General features: G+C 41.6%; 21 protein-coding genes. 18 read left to right on the forward strand and 3 right to left on the reverse strand.

Annotated elements, in window-relative coordinates; genetic code table 11:
• Positions 1-661: 661 nt before the first annotated feature.
• Positions 662-3,892 (reverse strand): ribonuclease E, encoded by a 3,231-nt coding sequence (gene rne / locus AN390_RS05735; RefSeq protein WP_055253200.1) that lies wholly within the window; start codon positions 3,890-3,892, stop codon positions 662-664.
• Positions 3,893-4,648: 756 nt separating this feature from the next.
• On the opposite strand from rne, the gene rluC reads away from it, so the two are divergent.
• On the forward strand, positions 4,649-5,608 hold the full coding sequence (gene rluC, locus AN390_RS05740; RefSeq protein WP_004587682.1) for a 23S rRNA pseudouridine(955/2504/2580) synthase RluC: 960 nt from the start codon (positions 4,649-4,651) through the stop codon (positions 5,606-5,608).
• A complete protein-coding gene (locus AN390_RS05745) occupies positions 5,608-6,267 on the forward strand; it encodes an HAD-IA family hydrolase (RefSeq protein ID WP_055253201.1) in 660 nt (219 codons plus the stop codon). Before rluC ends, AN390_RS05745 begins: the two co-directional genes overlap by 1 nt.
• On the opposite strand, the gene AN390_RS05750 is transcribed toward AN390_RS05745, so the two are convergent.
• Complete coding sequence (locus AN390_RS05750) at positions 6,264-6,857, reverse strand: nucleoside triphosphate pyrophosphatase (RefSeq protein ID WP_055253202.1); 594 nt, start codon at positions 6,855-6,857, stop codon at positions 6,264-6,266. The genes AN390_RS05745 and AN390_RS05750 overlap by 4 nt on opposite strands.
• Positions 6,858-6,988: 131 nt before the next feature.
• Here AN390_RS05750 and yceD point away from each other — a divergent pair, with 131 nt between their 5' ends.
• The 14 genes from yceD (at position 6,989) to AN390_RS05820 (ending at position 19,235) form a co-directional block, all read left to right on the forward strand.
• On the forward strand, positions 6,989-7,513 hold the full coding sequence (yceD, locus tag AN390_RS05755; RefSeq protein WP_055253203.1) for a 23S rRNA accumulation protein YceD: 525 nt from the start codon (positions 6,989-6,991) through the stop codon (positions 7,511-7,513).
• A 10-nt stretch (positions 7,514-7,523) separates the two neighbouring features.
• On the forward strand, positions 7,524-7,694 hold the full coding sequence (gene rpmF / locus AN390_RS05760; RefSeq protein WP_004587686.1) for a 50S ribosomal protein L32: 171 nt from the start codon (positions 7,524-7,526) through the stop codon (positions 7,692-7,694).
• A gap of 11 nt (positions 7,695-7,705) precedes the next feature.
• Entirely contained in the window at positions 7,706-8,743 is a 1,038-nt protein-coding gene (gene plsX, locus AN390_RS05765; protein WP_004587687.1) for a phosphate acyltransferase PlsX, read from the forward strand.
• A 53-nt stretch (positions 8,744-8,796) separates the two neighbouring features.
• Complete coding sequence (fabD, locus tag AN390_RS05770; RefSeq protein ID WP_054982359.1) at positions 8,797-9,723, forward strand: ACP S-malonyltransferase; 927 nt, start codon at positions 8,797-8,799, stop codon at positions 9,721-9,723.
• 11 nt (positions 9,724-9,734) lie between these two features.
• Positions 9,735-10,481: a 3-oxoacyl-ACP reductase FabG gene (gene fabG / locus AN390_RS05775; RefSeq protein WP_004587689.1), complete on the forward strand. Its 747-nt coding sequence runs from the start codon at positions 9,735-9,737 to the stop codon at positions 10,479-10,481.
• Between the two features lie 250 nt (positions 10,482-10,731).
• Positions 10,732-10,968, forward strand: coding sequence for an acyl carrier protein (acpP, locus tag AN390_RS05780; protein WP_004587690.1), 237 nt, complete (start codon positions 10,732-10,734; stop codon positions 10,966-10,968).
• A gap of 272 nt (positions 10,969-11,240) precedes the next feature.
• Positions 11,241-12,479, forward strand: coding sequence for a beta-ketoacyl-ACP synthase II (gene fabF, locus AN390_RS05785; RefSeq protein WP_055253204.1), 1,239 nt, complete (start codon positions 11,241-11,243; stop codon positions 12,477-12,479).
• A gap of 73 nt (positions 12,480-12,552) precedes the next feature.
• Positions 12,553-13,356, forward strand: a complete 804-nt coding sequence (gene pabC / locus AN390_RS05790; protein WP_055253205.1) for an aminodeoxychorismate lyase — start codon at positions 12,553-12,555, stop codon at positions 13,354-13,356.
• A complete protein-coding gene (gene mltG, locus AN390_RS05795) occupies positions 13,350-14,336 on the forward strand; it encodes an endolytic transglycosylase MltG (protein WP_004587693.1) in 987 nt (328 codons plus the stop codon). The genes pabC and mltG overlap by 7 nt, the downstream gene beginning before the upstream one ends.
• A gap of 7 nt (positions 14,337-14,343) precedes the next feature.
• A complete protein-coding gene (tmk, locus tag AN390_RS05800) occupies positions 14,344-14,970 on the forward strand; it encodes a dTMP kinase (RefSeq protein WP_004587694.1) in 627 nt (208 codons plus the stop codon).
• A gap of 1 nt (position 14,971) precedes the next feature.
• On the forward strand, positions 14,972-15,889 hold the full coding sequence (locus AN390_RS05805; RefSeq protein ID WP_055253206.1) for a DNA polymerase III subunit: 918 nt from the start codon (positions 14,972-14,974) through the stop codon (positions 15,887-15,889).
• An 8-nt stretch (positions 15,890-15,897) separates the two neighbouring features.
• Positions 15,898-16,224: a PilZ domain-containing protein gene (locus tag AN390_RS05810; RefSeq protein WP_004587696.1), complete on the forward strand. Its 327-nt coding sequence runs from the start codon at positions 15,898-15,900 to the stop codon at positions 16,222-16,224.
• A 368-nt stretch (positions 16,225-16,592) separates the two neighbouring features.
• Positions 16,593-17,372 (forward strand): TatD family hydrolase, encoded by a 780-nt coding sequence (locus tag AN390_RS05815; RefSeq protein WP_029773701.1) that lies wholly within the window; start codon positions 16,593-16,595, stop codon positions 17,370-17,372.
• Positions 17,373-17,375: 3 nt separating this feature from the next.
• Positions 17,376-19,235 (forward strand): alkaline phosphatase D family protein, encoded by a 1,860-nt coding sequence (locus AN390_RS05820; RefSeq protein WP_055253207.1) that lies wholly within the window; start codon positions 17,376-17,378, stop codon positions 19,233-19,235.
• A gap of 219 nt (positions 19,236-19,454) precedes the next feature.
• Here AN390_RS05820 and rsmF read toward each other — a convergent pair whose 3' ends face one another.
• Positions 19,455-20,906 carry a 16S rRNA (cytosine(1407)-C(5))-methyltransferase RsmF gene (gene rsmF / locus AN390_RS05825; RefSeq protein ID WP_055253208.1) on the reverse strand — a complete coding sequence of 484 codons (1,452 nt, stop codon included), beginning with the start codon at positions 20,904-20,906 and terminating at the stop codon, positions 19,455-19,457.
• A 265-nt stretch (positions 20,907-21,171) separates the two neighbouring features.
• On the opposite strand from rsmF, the gene AN390_RS05830 reads away from it, so the two are divergent.
• Together AN390_RS05830 and prpB are read left to right on the forward strand one after the other, a co-directional pair.
• Positions 21,172-21,858, forward strand: a complete 687-nt coding sequence (locus AN390_RS05830) for a GntR family transcriptional regulator (RefSeq protein WP_024032638.1) — start codon at positions 21,172-21,174, stop codon at positions 21,856-21,858.
• Positions 21,859-22,118: 260 nt separating this feature from the next.
• Entirely contained in the window at positions 22,119-22,997 is an 879-nt protein-coding gene (prpB, locus tag AN390_RS05835) for a methylisocitrate lyase (protein WP_055253209.1), read from the forward strand.
• Positions 22,998-23,026 lie beyond the last annotated feature (29 nt).

Below are 23,026 nucleotides of genomic sequence, written 5' to 3' on the forward strand. Positions count from 1 at the left end.
AGATCTATTGCACAAAGAGAAGTGAAAGAGGAGTAAATGAGAAAATACAAACCATTATTTATTAGCTGAGCCCTCTTAAATTAGCTTGTTTTAGCTTTATTACTCCTTCTAAAAGCGCTGCGTCTCTTATCCTCTTTGTGAATATGCGTTTATTAAGGGCTTTGCCCGTCACGCCAACAAGTTGTGCGTCTACAATTTAATATTATTCACGGTGTTAAAGTTCTGCTGGCTATTAAAACCACTTAAAGATCTATTGCACAAAGAGAAGTGAAAGAGGAGTAAATGAGAAAATACAGGCTATTGTTTATTAGCTCTTTCAAATTAGCTTGTTTAGCTTTATTACTCACTCTAAAAGCGCAGCGTCTCTTATCCTCTTTGTGAATATGCCTTTATTACGGGCTTTGCCCGTCACACCAACAAGCTGAGTGTACAATTTTAAATTCACTGTATGAAATTTCGCCCGTAGGCGTGAAGCTTGCTCACGCGAGAATCAGCGTTTTGGTTTTTTTAATTTTTTACTAATAAAAACACTTAAAAATCTATTGCACAAAGAGAAGCGAAAGAGGGGTAAATGACAAAACACATTTCAGGACAAGACAGGTATTAAAACAAAAAAGCCGCGCTATTTTTACATAGCGCGGCTTTTTAATGAGGCTAAGGGTTACTCAGCGCTCATTGTTTTAGTCATGTCTGAACTAGCACGACCTGCAGGTTTAATTGACCCTGCGCGTAAGCCACTATCAGGAACTAACTCACGTTTATCGTGTGCCATGGCAACTGATGTATGCTTTACGTCGCTATCAGCAACTGGTGTCGGTTGAGCCATAGGTGCGCTTGCAGCCCCTTTGCTAATAACTGTTTTTGCATTGGCATCTTTTTGCTCAGCTACTTCAGTCTCTGCTTTAACAGGCTCAGGTTTCGCTGGTTGCTCAGCTACTTCAGGCTCTGCTTTAACAGGCTCAGGTTTCGCTGGTTGCTCAACTACTTCAGGCTCTGCTTTAACAGGTTCTGGTGTTGCTGGTTGCTCAGCTACTTCAGGCTCTGCTTTTACAGGCTCTGGTGTTGCTGGTTGTTCAGCTACTTCAGGCTCTGCTTTAACAGGCTCTGGTGTTGCTGGTTGTTCAGCTACTTCAGGCTCTGATTTAACAGACTCAGATGTTGTTATTGGTTGCTCAGTAACAACAACTGGCTCTTCAGCTGTTTCTGGGTCAACAGTTTGTACTGCATCGTCATTGGCTGTTGGTTGCTCTGCTTTAGGAGCAGCTTCAACTTTAGCTAAGTCTTCTACAGCTAACGCTTGCTCAACATTTTCTGATGCATCGTTTGAGGTTGGCTGTTCAGCTTTTGCTTTTAGCTCTGCCTCATACTCAGCGGCAGCTTGATCTGCTACTGGCACAAATGCCGGAGCTTCATCTGCTTTTTCTTCTGTAGCTTCACCTTGTTCAGGACGACGGCGACGCTGGCCCGAAGCGCGAAGGTGACGAGGAGAACGGCGTGAACGCGTACGTGTTTGCCCTTGCTCATCTTCAGAGTTTGCTTCGTCAGTTGACGCTGCAGCTATTGGCTTTTCTTCTTGCTCAGGTTGTGCCTTAGGCGCTTGCTCTTTCACAGGTGCAGGTTTTGTTTGCTCTGACTTTTGCTCATTTGCAGTTTGCTTTGCTGCTGGCGCTTGCTCTTTAGGCTGCTCTACTTTAGCTGTTTCAGTGCTTTGCTGCGCTTGCTCAGTCGTATCAGATGCTTTTACTTGCTCAGTATTTTCATCTTGGATACGTACTTTTTTACGAACATTACGACGTTGACGGCGAACTTTTGGCTTTTGCTCTTTAGGCTCAGTGTTTTGCTTAGCCTCAGTTTCATTCGCTTTTGCGTCTGTTTTAACTTGCTCTTTGTCGGCGGTACGATTGTCGTTATTACGGTTATCGTTACGCTTACGCGAGTTAGGATTACGACGGCGCTTATTGCGGTTCTCGTTTTTCTCTTGGCTTTCGTTCGCGGTAGATTCAGTTTTCACTTCTTCTTCAGCAGGACGTTCACCACGAGGTTTAGAGCGAGAGTTATTACGACGACGCTGGTTGTTATTGCGGCGACGGTTATCACTGTTACCACGGCGATTGTTATTACGTGTTTGCTGTTGCTTTTCTTGCTCAGCTTTTTCTTTTGCTTGCTTTTCTTCTTCGCTTTCACCAGCAAATAACGACTTAAACCAATTACCAATAGCAGCTAATAGGCCACCTTCAACCTTAGGTACAGCAACAGGCGCTGCTGGTTTGTCTACTTTAGCTTGTGGCGCTGGCGTTGAAGGCATAACAACACCTTTAAGCATCGGCTCTTCACGAACAGGCGCAGCTGCTGGTTTAGCCATTTCGAACGATTCTGGCTCAGGTGCAACAACTTGCTCGTAACTTACTGTTTCTAGTGTTTCGTCTTTACGTAAACGCATCACTTCGTAGTGCGGTGTTTCCATGTGTTGATTAGGAATAATAACCACATCACATTTATGATGTTTTTCAATACGATGAACGCTTCTGCGCTGCTCGTTTAATAAATAAGCGGCAACCGCTACAGGCACTTGTGCATTTACTTGTGCTGTGTTGTCTTTAATTGCTTCTTCTTCAATTAAACGCAAAATAGACAAGGCGATAGACTCGTTAGAACGAATAGTACCTTGGCCGCTACAACGTGGGCATGGGCCTTGGCTTGCTTCACCTAGTGAAGGTCGCAAACGCTGGCGCGACATTTCAAGTAAACCAAAGCGCGAAATTTTACCGATTTGTACACGCGCACGATCTGGACGAGCGGCATCTTTTAAGCGGTTTTCTACTTCACGCTGATGGCGTGGCGGTGTCATATCGATAAAGTCGATAACAATTAAGCCACCTAAGTCGCGAAGACGTAATTGACGAGCAATTTCATCAGCTGCTTCTAAGTTAGTATTCAGTGCTGTTTCTTCGATATCTCCGCCTTTTGTTGCTTTAGACGAGTTGATATCAATAGAGGTAAGCGCTTCTGTTGGGTCAATTACAATTGAGCCACCTGAAGGCAAACGTACTTCACGTTGGAACGCAGACTCAATTTGGCTTTCAATTTGGTAATGCGTAAACAATGGCGTGTCGCCTTGATAAAGCTTTACGCGGCTCATAAAGTCAGGGCGAAAACGCTCAATGTGCGCTTTAGCTTCTTCAAATACGCGTGGTTTATCAATTAAGATTTCACCAATATCACGACGTAAATAATCGCGAATAGCGCGGAAAATTACATTGCTTTCTTGGTGAATCAAAAACGGTGCTTTAGCACTGTCGGCTGCTTGTTGAATTGCATCCCAATGTACTAAAAGTGCTTTTAAATCGTAGTTTAATTCTTCAAACGATTTGCCAACACCTGCTGTGCGTACAATTAAGCCCATACCTTTAGGAAGTTCTAATCGGCTAAGTGCTTCTTTAAGGTCTGTACGCTCATCGCCTTCAATACGACGAGAAATACCGCCTGCACGAGGGTTGTTTGGCATTAGCACTAAGTAGCTACCCGCTACGCTGATAAAGGTAGTAAGGGCTGCACCTTTTTGGCCGCGCTCTTCTTTATCAACTTGTACAATTACTTCTTGGCCTTCTTTAATCACGTCGCGAATATTTGGGCGTCCATGAAAAGTGTAACCTTGTGGGAAGTAAGTACGGGCAATTTCTTTTAAAGGAAGGAAACCATGACGATCGGCGCCGTAATCTACGAAAGCCGCTTCTAAAGAGGGTTCAATGCGTGTGATTTTGCCTTTATAAATATTGGCTTTTTTCTGTTCGTGACCTGGGCTTTCTATATCTAAATCATATAGGCGCTGGCCGTCAACCAGTGCTACGCGCATTTCTTCTTGCTGCGTTGCATTGATTAGCATACGTTTCATATTGTTACTCTACTTATTTTTTGTCGCTGACATGACGAAACGTGTTCGCCTGTTCAGTTGTTCCTTTTTTTAGAATGTGCAGCCTCACGACTGGGTCTGTAACGGAACGCTCTGTAATGTGTATGCAGTATTTTTTAAATGCTGGCTAACAATAACGTACGCTTACGTTATTAAATTCTTTATGGTGCTAAAACTGTCGGCTCTTACGCTCTTTACAAGTTTTACCCAGAAGTTGGCCTGTCATATCAATCTTTTTAGTACGTTTATGTTAGGCGCGTAGGGCTCGTTAAGTAACTTAAATACGATGAGTATTTTCTAAGTACTTGCGAGCAAAGTTCGCTGCCGAATGTTAATAAACGCTTATTTGCTAGATTTTTAGTTCTAAATAAGCTGCTATACGGTACTACGTGTGAGCAAATGCTGAACAACGTTTTTACGTCGTCACTATCAAACAAATTATTTGTTCATTGCTTTTATTTTTACATTAAATGTAAATTCATGTTCAAACTTAACCAGTAATATATTACGCGCATTACTGTTAGTTGATCGCACGTGTTAACTGAGTAGGCATAAAAGCTTTGGAAAACTTAACTCGGATCTGTATGATCGGCTACCCAGAATGTGCATCACGAATGTTTTAATGTGTTAAAAAGCACCGTTGTTATTTGCAAATACTAAATATTTGCGCTGCTGATTATCCCACTATTATAACCGTGTTAGCAACTAAATTATTTTACTTAAATCAGTGATTAGGCAATGTCAGAAAAAACCGGCTTACAAGTAACTTTTGTCACAATCAACGAAGACCATTTAGGTCAGCGTATTGATAACTTTCTTATTACCCATTTAAAAGGGGTGCCTAAAAGCGCTGTTTATAAAATTTTACGCAAAGGCGAGGTACGCGTTAATAAAAAGCGTATTAAGCCCGTTTACAAATTACAGCTTGATGATGTAGTGCGTATTCCGCCAATTAAAGTAGCAGAGCGCGAAGAGTTTGTGCCTAAAAAGCTCGATAAAGTAAAGCAATTAGAAGACGCAATACTCTTTGAAGACAAATACCTTATTGTAATTAATAAGCCCTCGGGTATGGCTGTACATGGCGGCAGTGGCTTAAGCTACGGTTTAATAGAAGCACTACGCGTATTACGCCCAGATGAGCGCAGTTTAGAGCTAGTACATAGGCTTGATAGAGACACATCGGGGTGTTTATTAATTTCAAAGCGTCGCTCGGTACTTACCGCATTGCATGAGCAGCTGCGTGAAAAAACAATGGAAAAAAATTACTGGGCGTTGGTAACAGGGCAGTGGGATTCGTCGGTTAAAAATGTAACTGAAGGGCTGCGTAAAAACACCCTCAAGTCGGGCGAGCGCGTGGTGCGTGTAGATAATAACGAAGGTAAACCTTCACATACTCGCTTTAGAGTACTTGAGCGTTTTAACGAGTGCTCGTTAGTGCAAGCCTCACCTGTGACTGGACGTACTCACCAAATTCGTGTTCATACACAGTGTAAAGGCCACCCTATTGCATGCGATGATAAATACGGCGACCAAGGGTTTGATGTATCAATGCGCAAAATAGGCTTAAACCGCTTATTTTTACACGCCCACGATTTAAGCTTTTATCACCCTAAAAACGAAACTACCATGCGTGTAGAGGCACCGCTTGATAACGCACTTAAAAGTTGTATTTTAAAATTAAGAGATGCTAAAGCGTAATGACCACCGCTGTATTAAAAAAATATAAACTGGTTATTTTTGATTGGGATGGCACTGTAATGGACTCAATTAGCAAAATTGTTAATTGTATTCGTCACAGTGCGCTGGCGCTTAATATTGAGCCGCCGAGCGACACTGCAATTAAAAATATTATTGGTATGTCGCTTGAACTTGCTATTGAGGTGCTATTTCCTGAGGACGTAGCGCACCATCCCGCATTAATTAACGGCTATAAACAGCAATACCGTGTTGATACGACTGCCACTCCTGTATTTGATAATGTAGAAAATGTACTAAGTGCGTTAAAAGCACAAGGGGTTATTTTAGCGATTGCCACAGGTAAAGGGCGTGATGGTTTAATGCGTTTATTAGAGCAAACTCAGTTAGGGCATTACTTTAGTGCCACGCGCACAAGTGATGAAGCACGCTCTAAACCTTCTCCCGATATGCTTGAACAACTATTAGCTGAATTAGCAATAAATGCCGACGAAGCACTCATGATTGGGGATACCAAAATAGATATGGCCATGGCACAGGCAGCCAACATAGATAGAATTGGCGTTACCATGGGCGTACACAGTGCAGCGCAGCTAAGTGAGTTTAGCCCCGTTGCAACCGTTGATAATTACCAGCAGCTGCAACGCATACTACTTGGCTAAGGTTGAGCGGCGAGTATGTCGAGATTAAACTCAGCCAATAGCTGGCTGAGTTTAATAAGAGGCAAGCCTATTAAGCTATTAGGATCGTCTCCGTTTAATTTTTCAAATAAGCAAATCCCTAATCCTTCACTTTTAAAGCTCCCAGCACAGTTATATGGCTGCTCTGCATCGCAGTAGGCTTCTATTTGCTCTTTGGTGAGTGCTCTAAATACTACCTCAAAAGGCTCTATTAACGTTTTTGCTTTATCGCTAGCAATATCGTAAACACACAGGCCTGTTAAAAACGTGACAGTTTGGCCGCTAAACAAAGAAAGCTGCTTTATGGCGTTTTCTTTATTATGAGGTTTACCAAGTATTTGCCCATCAAATACGGCCACTTGGTCGGAGCCGATTGCAAGGCCTTTAACAAAATGATCGCAAGCGGCACGCGCTTTGCGCTCGCTTAGGCGCTTAACAAGTTGCTCAGGGGGTTCGTTTGGTATGGCGGTTTCGTCAATATCAGGCGAAAAAGTACTAAATGGCAGATTAAATTTTTGCAATAAAGACTGCCTAAATGGCGAGCTTGACGCTAATATAAGCGGGTGCTTCATAAATTATTATCCTAATTAAAATTAGTTTGAGTTAGGATAAATCAGATCCGTAATGAAAACACGTGAAAAACCATGTAAAAATGCTTTTTTGCTTTGACTAACCAATTAACTATCTATATGATGCAGCCCCTATGCAAAAGGTAAAAATTCCCATCACTCTTCATCCTGGGAAAGCAGCGCAACACCGTTTAACTTACGATGGTATTGTACCGCTTGAAAAACTTGCTCGTTTACGAGGTGTTGTACAGGAAGAAGTAGGTGAAATAGCGGTAAAAATTCAGTGCAAAACCGATGAGCAAGGTTTAGTTGTGATTACTGGCAATTTGTCTACACACGTAACTGTAACTTGTCAGCGTTGTAATGATGATTTAGGGTTGGATTTGGATCAAGACTTTATGTATTCGCCTGTTGGTTTGGATGCTGAGTCAGATGATCTTCCTGAAGTCTACGATGAAGTAGCGCTTGATGAAAACGGTGAAATTAACGTGTTTGAGTTAATCGAAGACGAGCTAATTTTAGCAGTGCCATTAGTGCCTACACACAACGAAGCTTCGTGCAATTACTCATCAAAGCCTGCTAGCTTTGGTGTACTAAAGGCGGAAGATGATAAACCAAATCCATTTGATATTTTGAAACAACTTAAGAAAGATTCTTAGGAGAAGACTAATGGCTGTACAAAAAAGCAAAAAGTCTCGTGCAAGACGCGGCATGCGCCGTTCACACGATGCGATCAACGGTCCAACTTTAACAGTTGACCAAACTTCAGGTGAGACTCATCGTCGTCACCATGTAACTGCTGACGGTTACTACAAAGGCGTTCAAGTAATTTCTAACTAAGAGATTGCTTTATGCTGACTAATCTAACCATAGCGTTAGATATGATGGGGGGCGATTATGGCCCCCGTTCATCTATCCCCGCTGCCGTTTGCGCAGTAAATGCTCATGCCAATTTAACACTCATTTTATGTGGCAACGAGCAAGTAATTACTAATCAATTAGAATCCCTCGATTCGCTTTCACACCCACGTTTAATTATTCGCCATTGCAGCGAAGTTGTCACTAATGCCTGCGAACCCGCTTTAGCTGTGCGTTCTAAAAAAGACTCCTCTATGCGTGTCGCCCTTGATTTAGTTAAATCGGGTGAAGCACAAGCCTGTGTAAGCTCGGGTAACACCGGCGCTTTATTTTTTATGGCTCATTACGTATTAAAAATGCTGCCTGGCGTTAAACGCCCCGCATTAATATCGGCCGTTCCTACAGAGCGAAAAAATCCAGTTTATCTGCTTGATTTAGGCGCTAATGTGCATTGTGATTCAGAAATACTTTATCAATTTGGCATTATGGGCTCGGTAGTAGCAGGCCAAGCACTTGGCTGCGATAACCCAAAAGTGAGTTTACTTAATATTGGCTCTGAAGACATAAAAGGCCATGAAGGCATAAAGCAAGCAGCGCAGCTTATGCAGCAAAGCCCTTATATTAATTACACGGGTTACAGTGAAGGCAGTGATATTTTTTCGGGGAAAGCCGATGTCATTGTGTGTGAAGGGTTTGTCGGAAACGTTGCATTAAAAACCTGCGAAGGTATTGCTAAACTGATCATGAAAAAGTTTACAAGCGCCTTAGAAAAGCACTTAATTTACAAATGCATGGCGTTTATTTTAAGTCCTATCATAAAAAAACTCTATAATCGGGTGAACCCCGACCAGTATAACGGTGCTTCTCTGGTAGGATTGCGCGGTATTGTCGTTAAAAGCCATGGAAATGCATCAGCAAAAGCATTTCAAGCTGCAATCGATGAAGCGGTAAAAGAGGTTGAACGTCAACTTCCAGATAAAATAGCCGCTATTTTCGAAAAAACACATTCTAAAAACTCGGCGGCCGAATAACGTTTAGGTGCCGTAGTTACACTAAATTTTTGTTTAATTAAAAAGAGCAAAGTATGGCACAAAAAATTGCACTTCTATTTCCTGGTCAGGGCTCACAAAGCGTTGGCATGTTAAGCGAGCTACTAGAGAGCTCTGACATTGTAAAAGCAACCTTTAGCGAAGCGTCAAGCGCACTTGGCTACGATTTAGCAGCGCTTGTACTAAATGGCCCAGAAGAAGAACTTAATCAAACTCACCGCACTCAACCTGCTTTATTAACAGCAAGCGTGGCAATTTACCGCCACTGGTTAGCTGCAAACCCAGATGTGGATGTGGTCATGGCTGGTCACAGCTTAGGTGAATACTCTGCATTAGTATGTAGTGAGGTTATTAGCCTAGGTGAAGCGGTAAAACTTGTTGAAAACCGTGGCTTATACATGCAAGAAGCTGTGCCTGCGGGCGTAGGCTCTATGGCTGCCATTATTGGTTTAGGCGATGAGCAAATAAAAACAGCATGTGAAGAGTCTGCACAAGGCGAAGTTGTTTCACCGGTAAATTATAACTCACCAGGGCAAGTGGTTATTGCAGGGCATAAAGCTGCTGTTGATAGAGCTTCACAAGCGTGTAAAGATGCCGGCGCAAAACGTGCCTTACCACTGAGTGTGAGCGTGCCTTCACATTGTGAACTAATGAAACCAGCGGCTGAAAAACTTGCCAACGATTTAGCCGCTTTAACATTTAATACACCTAAGTGTGATGTAATTAATAATGTTGATGTAAAAGCACAAAGCTCGGCTGATGCAATTAAAGATGCATTGGTACGTCAACTATACAGCCCAGTTCGTTGGACAGAAACAGTACAGGCTTTAGTTGCTCAAGGTATTACGCAAAGCTACGAATTTGGCCCAGGTAAAGTATTAACTGGCCTTGCAAAACGAATTGATAAAGCAATGGTATGTGGCTCAGTAAATGACGCTGCTGCTATCGACGCTGCAAAATAAGAGAATATAAAATGACTAATTTATTTTCATTAGAGGGCAAAGTTGTCCTAATTACTGGCGCAAGCCGTGGTATTGGTAAAGCAATTGCAAACACTTTAGTAGCCCAAGGCGCAAAAGTAGCAGGTACTGCTACGAGTGAGTCAGGCGCGGCTAAAATTAGCGATTACTTAGGTGATAACGGTAAGGGTTATGCTTTAAACGTAACCGATCCTGCATCGATTGAGGCTACATTAGCAGCAATAAAAGCCGACTTAGGCGATGTTGACGTACTTGTAAATAACGCAGGTATTACCCGTGATAATTTATTAATGCGTATGAAAGACGGTGAGTGGGACGATATTATCGACACTAACTTAAGCTCTATCTTCCGTTTATCTAAAGCGGTATTACGCCCAATGATGAAGAAAAAGAACGGCCGTATTATTAATATTGGCTCAGTTGTGGGCACTATGGGTAATGCAGGGCAAGCTAACTACGCGGCGGCTAAAGCGGGTGTTATTGGCTTTTCTAAATCGCTTGCACGCGAAGTTGCATCACGCGGCATAACAGTAAATGTAGTAGCCCCTGGTTTTATTCAAACTGATATGACCGATGAGCTAACAGAAGATCAAAAAGCGGCCACCCTTGCTAATGTACCAGCAGGTCGATTAGGTCAGCCTGATGAAATAGCAGCGGCAGTGTGTTATTTAGCATCTGACGCGGCTGCGTATGTATCTGGCGAGACTTTGCATGTAAATGGCGCGATGTACATGGTTTAACCGCCATTGTTAAAAGTAAATGCTAAAAATAACTTAAGTAAGTGACCTCAAAAACATTGAAATTTTTATGATCTTGCTTTAAACATACTTGAAATCGCTGTGAAAATAAGCGATAAAAGACAAAACAAACACTCAGAGGTTTGACCAGACAATTATTTATGGTCAAATCATTGAATCAGAGAATTATGCGGCGTAAACTACGCCGCAATCTGAAAATAACGCATTGGCGTTTTTAATAAAGGAAAGAAGAATGAGCGATATCCAAGAACGCGTAAAAAAAATTATCATCGAACAGCTAGGTGTTAAAGAAGAAGAAGTTAAAAACGAAGCTTCTTTCGTAGACGACCTAGGTGCAGATTCTCTTGATACTGTTGAACTAGTTATGGCTCTTGAAGAAGAGTTTGATACTGAGATCCCAGATGAAGAAGCTGAAAAGATCACTACAGTACAATCTGCAATCGATTACGTATCAGCTCACGCTGAGTAATTAATCGCATATTAAAGGCAGCATTCGCTGCCTTTAATCTATATATCCAAACCACCTCAAAGTTCATGATTCAAATTCACCTGCTTTTACTCTCTACTGCATTCATTTGTAATAGCACATCTTTAGTTGAATTTGAGACTCGCACTTTGAGGTCGCTTGGGTATGAATTCCCTTTGTAATGCCAATAGATTTAAACTTAGTGAGTTAAACGGCTTACTAAAGTAATACTATTTTAATCAATTGGTTTAAATATCCCTTATTGGAGGCAAACCGTGGCTAAACGTCGAGTCGTCGTAACTGGCTTAGGAATGTTGACGCCGCTAGGTAATGATGTGCAATCTACCTGGCAAGGCTTATTAGATGGTAAAAGTGGTATACAAAATATAACCCACTTTGATACATCAAAATTTGGTACTAAATTCGCTGGACTCATAAATGACTTTGATGCAACTGCATACATGTCGGCGAAAGATACTAAAAAAATGGACTTATTTATTCAGTACGGCATTGCAGCGGGTGTTCAAGCCTTTCAAGACTCAGGCCTTGAAGTTACTGAACAAAACGCAACACGTATTGGTGTTGCTGTAGGCTCAGGCATTGGTGGATTGACCCTAATTGAAGAAAACCACATAAAGCTACTTAACAGTGGCCCACGTAAGCTTTCTCCATTTTATGTGCCATCAACCATTATTAATATGATCTCGGGCCATTTATCAATGATGCATGGTTTACGTGGTCCTAATATTTCTATTGTGACGGCGTGTACTACAGGCCTGCACAATATTGGCCATGCAGCGCGTATGATTGCTTACGGCGATGCCGATGCGATGGTTGCCGGTGGCGCAGAAAAAGCCTGTACACCTATTGGTATGGGTGGTTTTAATGCTGCACGTGCGCTTTCTACCCGTAACGACGACCCGCAAGCTGCGTCGCGTCCGTGGGACAAAGACCGCGATGGTTTTGTACTATCTGATGGTGCAGGGGTTGTTGTAGTAGAAGAGTATGAACACGCTAAAGCCCGTGGCGCTAAAATTTATGCTGAGCTTGTTGGCTTTGGTATGAGCGGTGATGCGTATCACATGACCTCGCCACCGGAAGACGGTGCAGGTGCGGCACTTGCTATGCAAAATGCATTAAACGATGCACAAGTAAATACAGACCAAGTTGGTTACATTAACGCACACGGTACATCTACTAATGCAGGCGACAAAGCCGAAACGCAAGCTGTTAAAACTATTTTTGGCAGTGCAGCGCAAGATGTAATGGTAGGCTCGTCTAAATCGATGATGGGACACCTATTAGGTGCTGCGGGTTCTGTAGAGTCTATTATTTCTATTTTATCGCTGGCCGATCAAAAAGTATCGCCCACCATTAACCTAGACAACCCAGATGAAGGCTGTGACTTAGATTACATAGCCCACACTGCACGTGATGCAAAACTTGACTTTGCATTGTGTAACTCATTCGGTTTTGGTGGGACTAATGGCTCGTTGCTATTTAAAAAGGTATAATCCTTTTTAACAACGAACCACATTATAAGAGCTCAGTTGTTTAACTGGGCTTTTTTTATGCAAGCCATTCAATATGCAAACAATAATAACAACCGATGATACAAGTTCGATTAATACACGCGATAGAGGCCTTAACTACGGTGATGGTTTTTTTACCACAGCCAAAGTAATTGCAGGGCAGGTAGAGCATTGGCAGTACCATAAAGCACGTTTGGTAGAATGCGCAGAACGCTTAGCGTTTCCTGCAATTAACTTTACTGAGCTTGAGCAACATATTGCAAAGGCGATTACTGGCTGCCAATTAAATGTGCTTAAAATAGTGATCACCCGCGGAGAAGGTGGGCGGGGCTATGGATTGCCGCAACACACCCATTTAACCATTTTAATTACCGTGTTAGAGTTTCCTCAAAGCTACCCAGCATTAGCAAAAACAGGGGTGAGTTTAGCCCTAAGCCCAATAAAATTAGCAGCCCAACCTTTATTAGCTGGTTTAAAAACACTTAACCGACTAGAACAAGTGCTGATTAAAAACGCCATGGCAAAACAGCAATGTGACGATGTTTTAGTACTCGATCATCAAAACAATGTGATTGAAGCCTCGGCAGCTAATATTTTTGCTATTCGTGATAATAAGGTATATACGCCAAGCCTTGAGCAATGCGGTATTAAAGGGGTTTATCTGCAATCGTTATGTGATAAATTAGCGGTTGAATTTAAGCAAGTAAGCCTAAATGAATTAACCCAAGCTAGTGCTGCATTTATTTGTAATAGCTTAATGGGCGCTGTGCCCGTTAATCGTATAGAACAACATACATTTAATGTTGAGCAAAGCATGTGTTTATTAAATGAATTATTAGCCAAGGAGGCTAAGTGTTAAAAGTTATTTTATCGGTATTATTGTTAGCTTTAGTTACAACGCTAGTAGGGTATCAGCAATTACAAGCAACAATAACTAGCCCGCTAAATATAACAACGCCTACCCAGTTTGAAGTTAAAAAAGGCATGGGCTTTAACCAGCTATGTAAACAATGGCAAGCTAATAATTGGTTAAAAAGCTGCTGGCGCTATCAAGTAATTGCAAAGCTTGACCCAACACTAACCGACTTAAAAGCCGGCTTGTACGAGCTAACGAATACAAGCGTTATTAATAATATAAAAAAAATAAACAACGGTGAGCAAATCAGTTTTAGCTTTACTATTATCGAAGGGCAAAACTTACGCGAAGTGATAGCAGCCATTAGTAGTGCGCCGCATTTAACTAATAACTTAAATACAGAGCAACTGGCGCAGCAAATAGTAGGTGAAAAAGGCCATTTAGAAGGGTGGTTGTTTCCAGATACGTATCATTATCACAGCGGTGATACTGCCAGTAGTTTATTAAAACGTGCGGCCGTTAAAATGCAGCAAACACTTGAGCAAGCATGGCCACAACGTGCAGAAAACCTACCGTATAAAAACGCATATGATGCACTTATCATGGCCTCTATTATCGAAAAAGAAACAGGCCTTGCCAGTGAGCGCCCGTTAATAGCCGCCGTTTTTATAAATAGATTAAACGCAAATATGCGCCTACAAACCGATCCCACCGTAATATATGGCCTAGGAGAGAGTTTTGATGGTGACATTAAACGAAAAGATTTACGCGATTACACACCCTATAATACGTATCGCATTAAAGGGCTGCCGCCAACACCCATTGCCATGCCCTCAAAAGCGGCTATTTTAGCAGCGCTTAATCCGCCTAAAACACAGTATGTTTATTTTGTGGCGAAGGGCGATGGCAGTCATCAATTTTCAACCACGTTAAAGCAACACAACGCGGCAGTTAAAACGTATATATTAAATAAAACGAATTAAACTTTATATGAAACCAAAATTTATTGTTATTGAAGGCCTTGAAGGCGCAGGTAAATCAACGGCTATTTCGTTATGCCAAGACTTTTTAAATAAAAAACAAATAGACTTTATTAACGTACGCGAGCCAGGTGGGACACCGCTTGCCGAGTCTTTACGTACTTTAGTAAAAGCCGAACATGAAGAAGACATAGCCTTTGAAACCGAACTACTTATTATGTACGCAGCTCGCTCGCAGCTTATGCATAATGTAATTAACCCGGCGCTTGATAAAGGGCAGTGGGTATTAGCAGATCGCCACGATTTATCATCTCAAGCGTATCAAGGTGGTGGGCGCGGGATTAGCGCTAATACGTTATCGTCTTTGTCGTCTATGGTATTAAAAGGGTTAAAACCTGATTTAACCATATACCTAGACATAGACCCCGTAATAGGCCTTGAGCGTGCTAAAGGGCGTGGAGAGCTTGATAGAATTGAGCAAGAAGCCATTGAGTTTTTTCAGCGCACGCGCATGCGTTATGTTGAGCTGGCAAATGACGATAGCTCAATAAAAACCGTAGATGCCAACCAAAGTATTGATAAAGTACACCGCGATATAACCAATGTACTACGCACCTTTTTTGAAGGGTTAAAATAACATGGCATTGCCATGGCTTAATAACGTAGAGCAACAGCTTGCGCAAAGTTATAAAGCGCGGCGTTTTCACCATGCGCAGTTGTTATGCGGGCCAAAAGGCGTTGGTAAGTTTGAGCTAAGCGAGCAATTAGCTAATAGCTTATTATGTCAAAATATTAATACCCACATGCAAAACGAAGGTAGCAAGTTAGCCCCGTGCGGCCAGTGTAAAAGTTGCTCATTAACACTTGCGGGTAACCACCCTGATAAACGGCTAACGCAAGTTGAAGGGCAAAGCATTGGTGTTGACGATATTCGTGCGATAAGCGATTTTATGAACCACTCTGCTGCACAAAATGGCAATAAAGTGGCTATTATTGAAAACTGCGAAAAAATGACCACGGCAGCAGCAAACGCGTTATTAAAAACCTTAGAAGAGCCCAGTAATAGCCGTTTTTTAATTTTAACCACAAGCCACACTGCGCAGTTACCTGCCACCATTTTAAGCCGCTGTGCTAAAACAGACATAAAAGTCGCAAACCCAGAAGCGGCTAAAACCTGGTTAGCCGATTTAAATATTAGTGACTATGTGTGGCTGCCTTTGTTTTATACGCAACCACTTTTAATTAAACAGTGGCAAGCGCAAGAGCAGCTGCAACACATTGATACTTTATATAAATTTGCAACTGAGTTTAAACAAAGCCATAATTTTAGTCCGCTTGTAAATATTATAAACAAACAACCTGAGCTAATACGCATTTTTACATTATTTTTAAGCGAGCAATTAAAACAGCAGCTTATAATGGGTTTAAGCTTTGACGCGTACCAAAGTGCTCAGCAAGCGTTGAATGAATTTTTACAAAATAGCACAGAGGTACTCGGGCTAAATTTACCTCTAGCAGTGTCGCGTTTAGCGCATGCCCTGCGTAACATTAAATAGGAATACATATGCAAGAGCTTTTAGTTGATGTAGATAACCTTGACGAACTTTATCGCTGCTACATGCCTTATTTAAAAAAGGGCGGCCTATTTGTACGTACCAATATGCGTTACGAAATCGGCTACTCTTTAGCGCTTAGAGTGACTTTACCTGATGCGCTAGAAGATGACGTGGTAACGGGTAAAGTTGCCTGGATCACACCACAAGGCGCACAAAGCTCTAATCCACCAGGTATAGGTATTAGTTTTTTAGATGATAAAACAAATTTAAACGCTAAAATCGAAAAGCTATTAGGCACTATGTTAAACTCTGGTAATCCTACATATACAATGTAGTTTTAAACGCATTTGCTTAATAGTAATATGCATAAAGCAGCCGGTTAGCGAGCGCTTAACCCTCGTTAACTTGCAATACTAACTTGTTTATTCCAATTTGTTTAATACCCATTCGCTTACTTAAGTGATTTACTTTGAGGCTGGAAAAACGAGTTGATAGCTAGGTAAAGAATTCGCTATTTAGTTGTGCTCGGCAATTGCTCCTGCATTGCTCTGCATCCATGCAGTCGTAAATAAGCATTGTTTAACGCAGGCAGCGACACACACGTTTAGCTCCGCAAAATGATTAGGTATTATTGCAAATTGGTATAACTAAGTATTTTTGCAGGTTAGTATAATTTAACACCCAAAACCATACAGGCCGTATAGTGATTGTAGATTCTCATTGCCATTTAGATCGTCTTGATTTTGACAAATTAGATTTAAACCTAGATCAAGTACTCGACAACGCCCGCGCAAAGCAAGTAGAGCACTTTTTATGTGTAAGTGTAACGCTTGATCAATTCCCAAGTATGCTTGAAAAAATTAAACATTACGACGATGTATCGGCATCGTGTGGCGTGCATCCGCTTGATCAAAAAGATGCCCTTAATAAACAGCAACTCATTGATTTAGCATCGCATGAAAAAGTAGTCGCGATTGGCGAAACAGGCCTAGATTACTATTATTCGAAAGACACGCACGCAGTACAACAAGCCAGTTTTGTTGGCCATATTGAAGTAGCAAACGAACTACAAAAGCCACTGATTATTCATACCCGTGATGCCAGAGCCGATACCATTAACTTAATGCGTGAGCACAAAGCAGAAAACTGCGGTGGCGTACTGCATTGTTTTACCGAAGATTGGGATATGGCCAAAAAAGCGATTGATATGGGGTTTTATATCTCTATTTCTGGCATTGTTACCTTTAAAAATGCCGTAGAGCTTAAAGAAGTTGTAAAACAAATCCCACTCGATAGATTACTCATCGAAACAGACTCGCCTTATTTAGCACCTGTGCCGTACCGTGGAAAAACAAATCAGCCTGCGTATGTAGAAGATGTTGCCTACTATATTAGTGAGCTTAAAGGCATTAGCTTTAACGAGCTTGCAAAAGCAACAACGGATAACTTTTATTCACTTTTTAAATTAGCAGCAAAAGGCTAACACATGACTACTCAATCGGCGCAACTCCCACTTTTATTAATGGGGCCTATGGTGCGCCGAGCTGAGCAAAGTGGTATATGTATACAGTTTGCTACTTCACGCCCTGGCAATTGCCAAATCACACTTGAAAACCAACAAAGCTACAGCGAGCAGCAAAGCATTGCATTAGGTAAACACCTTTACCTGCATTTTATAATTATAAAACCCGTTGATAGCCAGTTTCCGCTCGACACATTATTAGCTTATACCCTGTATATTAACGAGCAAAAAATTGACTTAACACCTTGGTGCTTTAAAGGGCAGACGGCGCCTTCGTTTGCAATTGCCAACAAGCTTACGCATATTTTACATGGCTCGTGTCGCAACGCCCATCACCCCGCAAAAGACAGCTTAGTATCAGCAAGTGAATGGCAAAACACCCAGCGGAGTAATAAACTGCAGGGCGCACAGCTTTTACTCCTTAGCGGAGACCAAGTTTACGCCGATGATGTAGCCGGCCCTATGCTACTGGCTATTCATCAGCTAATAGATGCATTAGGTATTTATAAAGAGCAACCGCTTGAGCTCAATTTACCAGCAGATATAAATGAGCAGCTTTTTAACCGCCATCATTACTTACCTAAAACACCATGGCAAAAACGTTCAAAACTGGGCGTTGGGTACTGGCTAAAAAAAGACGAGCCGCATTTTTCTAGCGTAAAAGCGCATAATCATTTAATTCACTTTGAAGAATTTATAGCGCTGTATTTACTTAACTTTAGTGCCGCCGCGTGGCAATGCGTTGATATTAAAAATAGCCATTACACACAAGGCAATGAAAAAAATAACACCATTTTTAACGCAGAAAAAAAGGCGTTAATTGACTACGCAAAAGGCTTAAATAGCGTAGGGCGTTTATTTGCTAATGTATCTACCTTGATGATGTTTGACGATCATGATGTTACCGATGATTGGAACTTAACAGCAGGGTGGGAGCAAGCTATAAATCAAAACCCAAGTAGTAAACGCATCATTAATAATGGGCTAATAAGCTATTGGCTATTTCAAGGGCTCGGTAATGATGCGCTACATAAAACCGGCGCGCTTATAAATGATTTTAAACAAAGCCGTAGCGCCAATAATATTTGGCAGTTTAAAGCCTTTGATAAGCCTCTGAACGAATTTAACTATTGGCATTATGAGCTTACCACCACGCCTAAAGTAGTTGTGCTTGATACCCGCACGCACCGCTGGCGTAACGAAAGTAACTTTAATGAACCCTCAGGCTTACTTGATTGGGAGCGCTTAACAGAGCTTGAAGAAAGCCTGCTGAGCCACAGCAAAGTAATTATTGTATCGCCAGCGCCTGTGTTTGGCGTTAAATCAATAGAAGCAATACAGGCGGCGTTTAATATGTGCGGCCAGCCGCTTATGGTTGATGTAGAAAACTGGATGGCACACGAAGGCTCGGCCAAAAAACTGCTTGATACCTTTAGGCGTACAGACACACCCAATGAAACGCTTATTTTATCGGGCGATGTGCATTATTCTTTTTGTTTTTCGGTGCAAAAGCGCTTTGGCGATCACCCAAATAGAATATGGCAGCTCACCGCCAGTGGTATTAAAAATGAATTTCCGCGTAAGCTAATTAATGTACTCGATAAGCTCGACTCAATATTATACGGCCCCAAAAGCCCGCTTAACTTTTTCACCAAACGTTGGCACATGGAAGTAGATAAACACCAAACCAAAGGTGAAGGCCAAAAGTACCTAGTAAGCGACTCTGCCATTAGCTTAATTACACTGGAGCAAGGAGATTTAGCGCGTTATCAACTAATCCACGGCGACGGCCACACCACCGAGTTTGATTTAGAAGAGCAGTAAAACACCCAGAGCCATTGTATAAGCTCTGGGCTACAAATGGCTCTTAGTTGAGCCTTGCGCTAACTAAATACACTTTCGCAATTCTTAGGGAGAAGAAGAAAGTACCTGTAAGTGTAGTTAACTAATTTGCAAAACTCTAAATTTTGTTTGTTTATTAACCGCAAATGATAACAAAGACTTAATAATATTGTGCACAGGTTACCCTTTGTGTTGAGTGATTTATGCCCAGCTTATTAACTGGGTATTTTGCACAAGATCGCGAGGCAAAGAGTTTTTTATTTTATTTTTTTGCCATTTACCCAGCCCAATAGGGCAGCCACACAAAGTTAATATTACTTCGCCGGTGGCTTTTGTAACGTCTTCTAGGCGTATATCTTTACCATTAAAGTAGTCGTTTGCTTGCGCGTTTGTTAAAGCATACGTGTTGCTTTTGCATTCATTCCCAAACACGGTAGCAAACTCGTGAGTAAGCCTTACGCCATTTTTATGAATAATACCTAGTTGAATACCTAAACGTGCGTATTTTATTTTGTTTTGAACGGCTTCAAACCCATCAGGGAATAACCACAGTTCTTTATCGCGCTGCATTAACTTACCTGGCAGCGCTTTTAAGCCAAACTGTTTTTTAAGCTCGCTCATAAAAGAAGTGGTTTGTTTTTTATCAAAGTCGTTAAACGGAAACGCACCTTTTTTAACGCTTTGGGTTGGATTATTGCAGCTTGCGAGTTTTTTAAACTTAGCGATAAAAAAGCCTTCACTGTCGAATGTTTGCGGCCACACATGTAAATAGCCCTCGGCGGTTGTTGCTTTTTCTGCCCCTTCAAATAAGTCACTTAGCGATTGCGGCTCAATATAGTCGCCAAATTCATTCAGTAGGTAGTTGCATACTTGTTGGTTTTCGAGCGGGGTAAGCGTACAGGTTGAATACACCAGTGTACCGCCTGGTTTTAATGCGTAAAAAGCGCTTTTGATTAAATCTTTTTGAACTTGAGCAATTTCTATATTTGATTCTATTGACCAGTTTTTAAGTGCATCGGCGTCTTTACGTACGGTACCTTCACCAGAGCAGGGCGCATCGAGCAAAATGCTATCAAAGCATTCAAACATATAGTTACCAAATATTATGCCATCAAAGTGCGAAAGCGCACAGTTACCAACGCCCATACGTTTAAGCGTAGCGCTAAGTACTTTTAAGCGTGATGACGAAAGCTCGTTGGCAACAAGTACGCCTTGATTATTCATTATTGCGGCAAGTTGCGAAGTTTTAGAGCCAGGCGCTGATGCCATATCAAGTACGTAATTATCTTGTAAATCTGAGTTTTCAATACTTTGTTTTAGTGCCATAGGCGGCAGCATTGAGCTTGCCTCTTGCACGTACATGGCGCCGCTTAAATGTAAGTCGGTATTGCCTAATGCTAAGTTTTGTTCTTCATCGCTTGGGCGTTCTAGCCAAAAACCTTCATTGCACCAAGGTATGGGTGTAAGTTGCCAGTTTTTTTGCTCTGCACGGTGTTTAAATTCAGCAACGCTAATTTTTAATGTATTTACACGAATAGATTTTCTGAGAGGGCGACGGCACGCGTTTATAAAGTCGTCTAAATTGAGGTGCGCAGGTAAATAGGTTTTTACGTCGTCAATAAAATGCTCAGGAATAAAAGTGTTGGCGTTCACGCGTTGGCTCGTACATTAAAAAATAAAGCGCGATATTAGCACTTTTAACGCACTATTTCAGTGTTAAATAGCGGCTTTATAATTTGTTGGTGTGTCGGCATATTGTGTTTTTAGTTTAATTTTAAAGCAATTTTATACGACTTTAGATTAACAGTGTCGACAATGAGTGTGTTTTTTACTCATTTTCACCTTAGGTGGGGTTGACATGTTTTTTTATTAAGCACATAGTTAACTCATCAATTGTCGACAATTTATTTATAAAGCCATGACGCAACCTTTTTTAAACGATACACCTATTACTACAGCATCTGATCAAGTGTTTGTTGATATGCGCCGTGAAATAGTAGAAGGCAGCATACAGCAGGGCAGCAAAATATCGGAGCCTGAGCTTGCAAAGCGCTACGGTGTAAGCCGTGCGACGCTTAGAGAGGCGCTTAATCGCTTAGAAAGCTGTTACTTAGTGGAGCGTAAAGCCAATGTAGGTTGCCGAGTAGTGGCGCTAACCGCAGAGCGTTTAATTGAAGTATACCAAGTACGCAGCTCGCTTGAAGGGTTGGCATGTAGGCTTGCTGCCGACAATATGGCAGCTGACGAAGTTAAAGGCTTAAAGCAATTACTTAACCAACATTTGCAAACGCAACGCGTTAAAGAGGGCGAGTCGTATTATCAAGAAGCGGGCGATTTAGACTTTCACTATCGCATTATTAAAGGCAGTAAAAACGCTCATTTAATCCATTTGTTATGTAACGAGCTTTACCAATTAATACGTATGTATCGTGTACAAATGGGCATGGTCGGTCCGCGCGTATCAAAAGCGTTTGACGAGCATTTAGCCATTATTAACGCGATAGAAAACCACGATGGTGAACTTGCCGAAATGCTGATGAAACGACACATCAGTGCATCGCAAGCAAATATTCAAACCAAATTTGATGTATACCAATCAATATGAGTATTCGAACAATTTAACTGATTAAATCGCTCTATAACGTCGTTAAGAATTTTTTATTTAGAACCACTAAACATAAAAATTATTGCCTAGTTACAGAACGATTTTCTTAGCGTTAAATAGACCTCATACACATACAGATTGGTATTTGTCATAAACAAAAACTTCTAAAAGCTAAAGCTAATAACAGTTAAACAGTCACAATGTAAGATTAAAAATATAAGTTACTCCATGTAGCAACCGTTCAAAGTGAGGAGAAAATAATGTCAGCAGGATTGAAATTTAAACAGGCCATTGCGAATAACCGCCCATTACAAGTGGTGGGTACTATTAATGCCTACACAGCCATGATGGCTGAAAAAATGGGCCACCAAGCTATTTATCTCTCAGGTGCCGGTGTGGCAAATGCCTCTTACGGTATGCCAGATTTAGGCATGACCAGCCTTGATAATGTACTTGAAGATATTCGCCGTATTACCGGTGCCAGCGATTTGCCACTATTGGTAGATGCTGATACAGGCTGGGGCGGGGCGTTTAATATTGCGCGTACCGTTAAAGAAATGACCAAAGCCGGTGCGGCGGGTTTTCATATTGAAGACCAAGTAGCGCAAAAGCGTTGCGGTCATCGTCCTAATAAAGAAATTGTAAGCCAAGGTGAAATGGTTGACCGTATTAAAGCCGCGGTTGATGCAAAAACCGATAGTGATTTTTACATTATGGCGCGTACCGATGCGTTTCAAAAAGAAGGTTTAAGCGCCGCGATTGACCGCGCAGCTGCCTGTGTAGAAGCGGGCGCTGACGCTATTTTTGCAGAAGCCGTGCACGACCTTGCCGATTACCAAGCATTTGCAAAGGCGATTAATGTACCAATTTTAGCTAATATTACAGAGTTTGGCCAAACGCCTATTTACACCAAAGAGCAGTTAAGTGAGGTAGGTGTTGAAATGGTGCTTTATCCACTTAGTGCCTTTAGGGCAATGAATAAAGCCGCGCTTAATGTGTACTCTGCCATTTTAAATGAAGGCTCGCAGCAAAGCGAAATTGAGAACATGCAAACACGCGCTGAGCTTTACGAATTTTTAGATTACCACACATACGAAAACACACTCGATAACCTTTTTTCATCAAAATCTGACAAATAATAACTATTAAAATAGATAACACACACAAA

It is taken from the genome of Pseudoalteromonas sp. P1-11, assembly GCF_001399995.1.
In the GTDB taxonomy this organism is placed as follows: Bacteria; Pseudomonadota; Gammaproteobacteria; order Enterobacterales; family Alteromonadaceae; genus Pseudoalteromonas; species Pseudoalteromonas atlantica.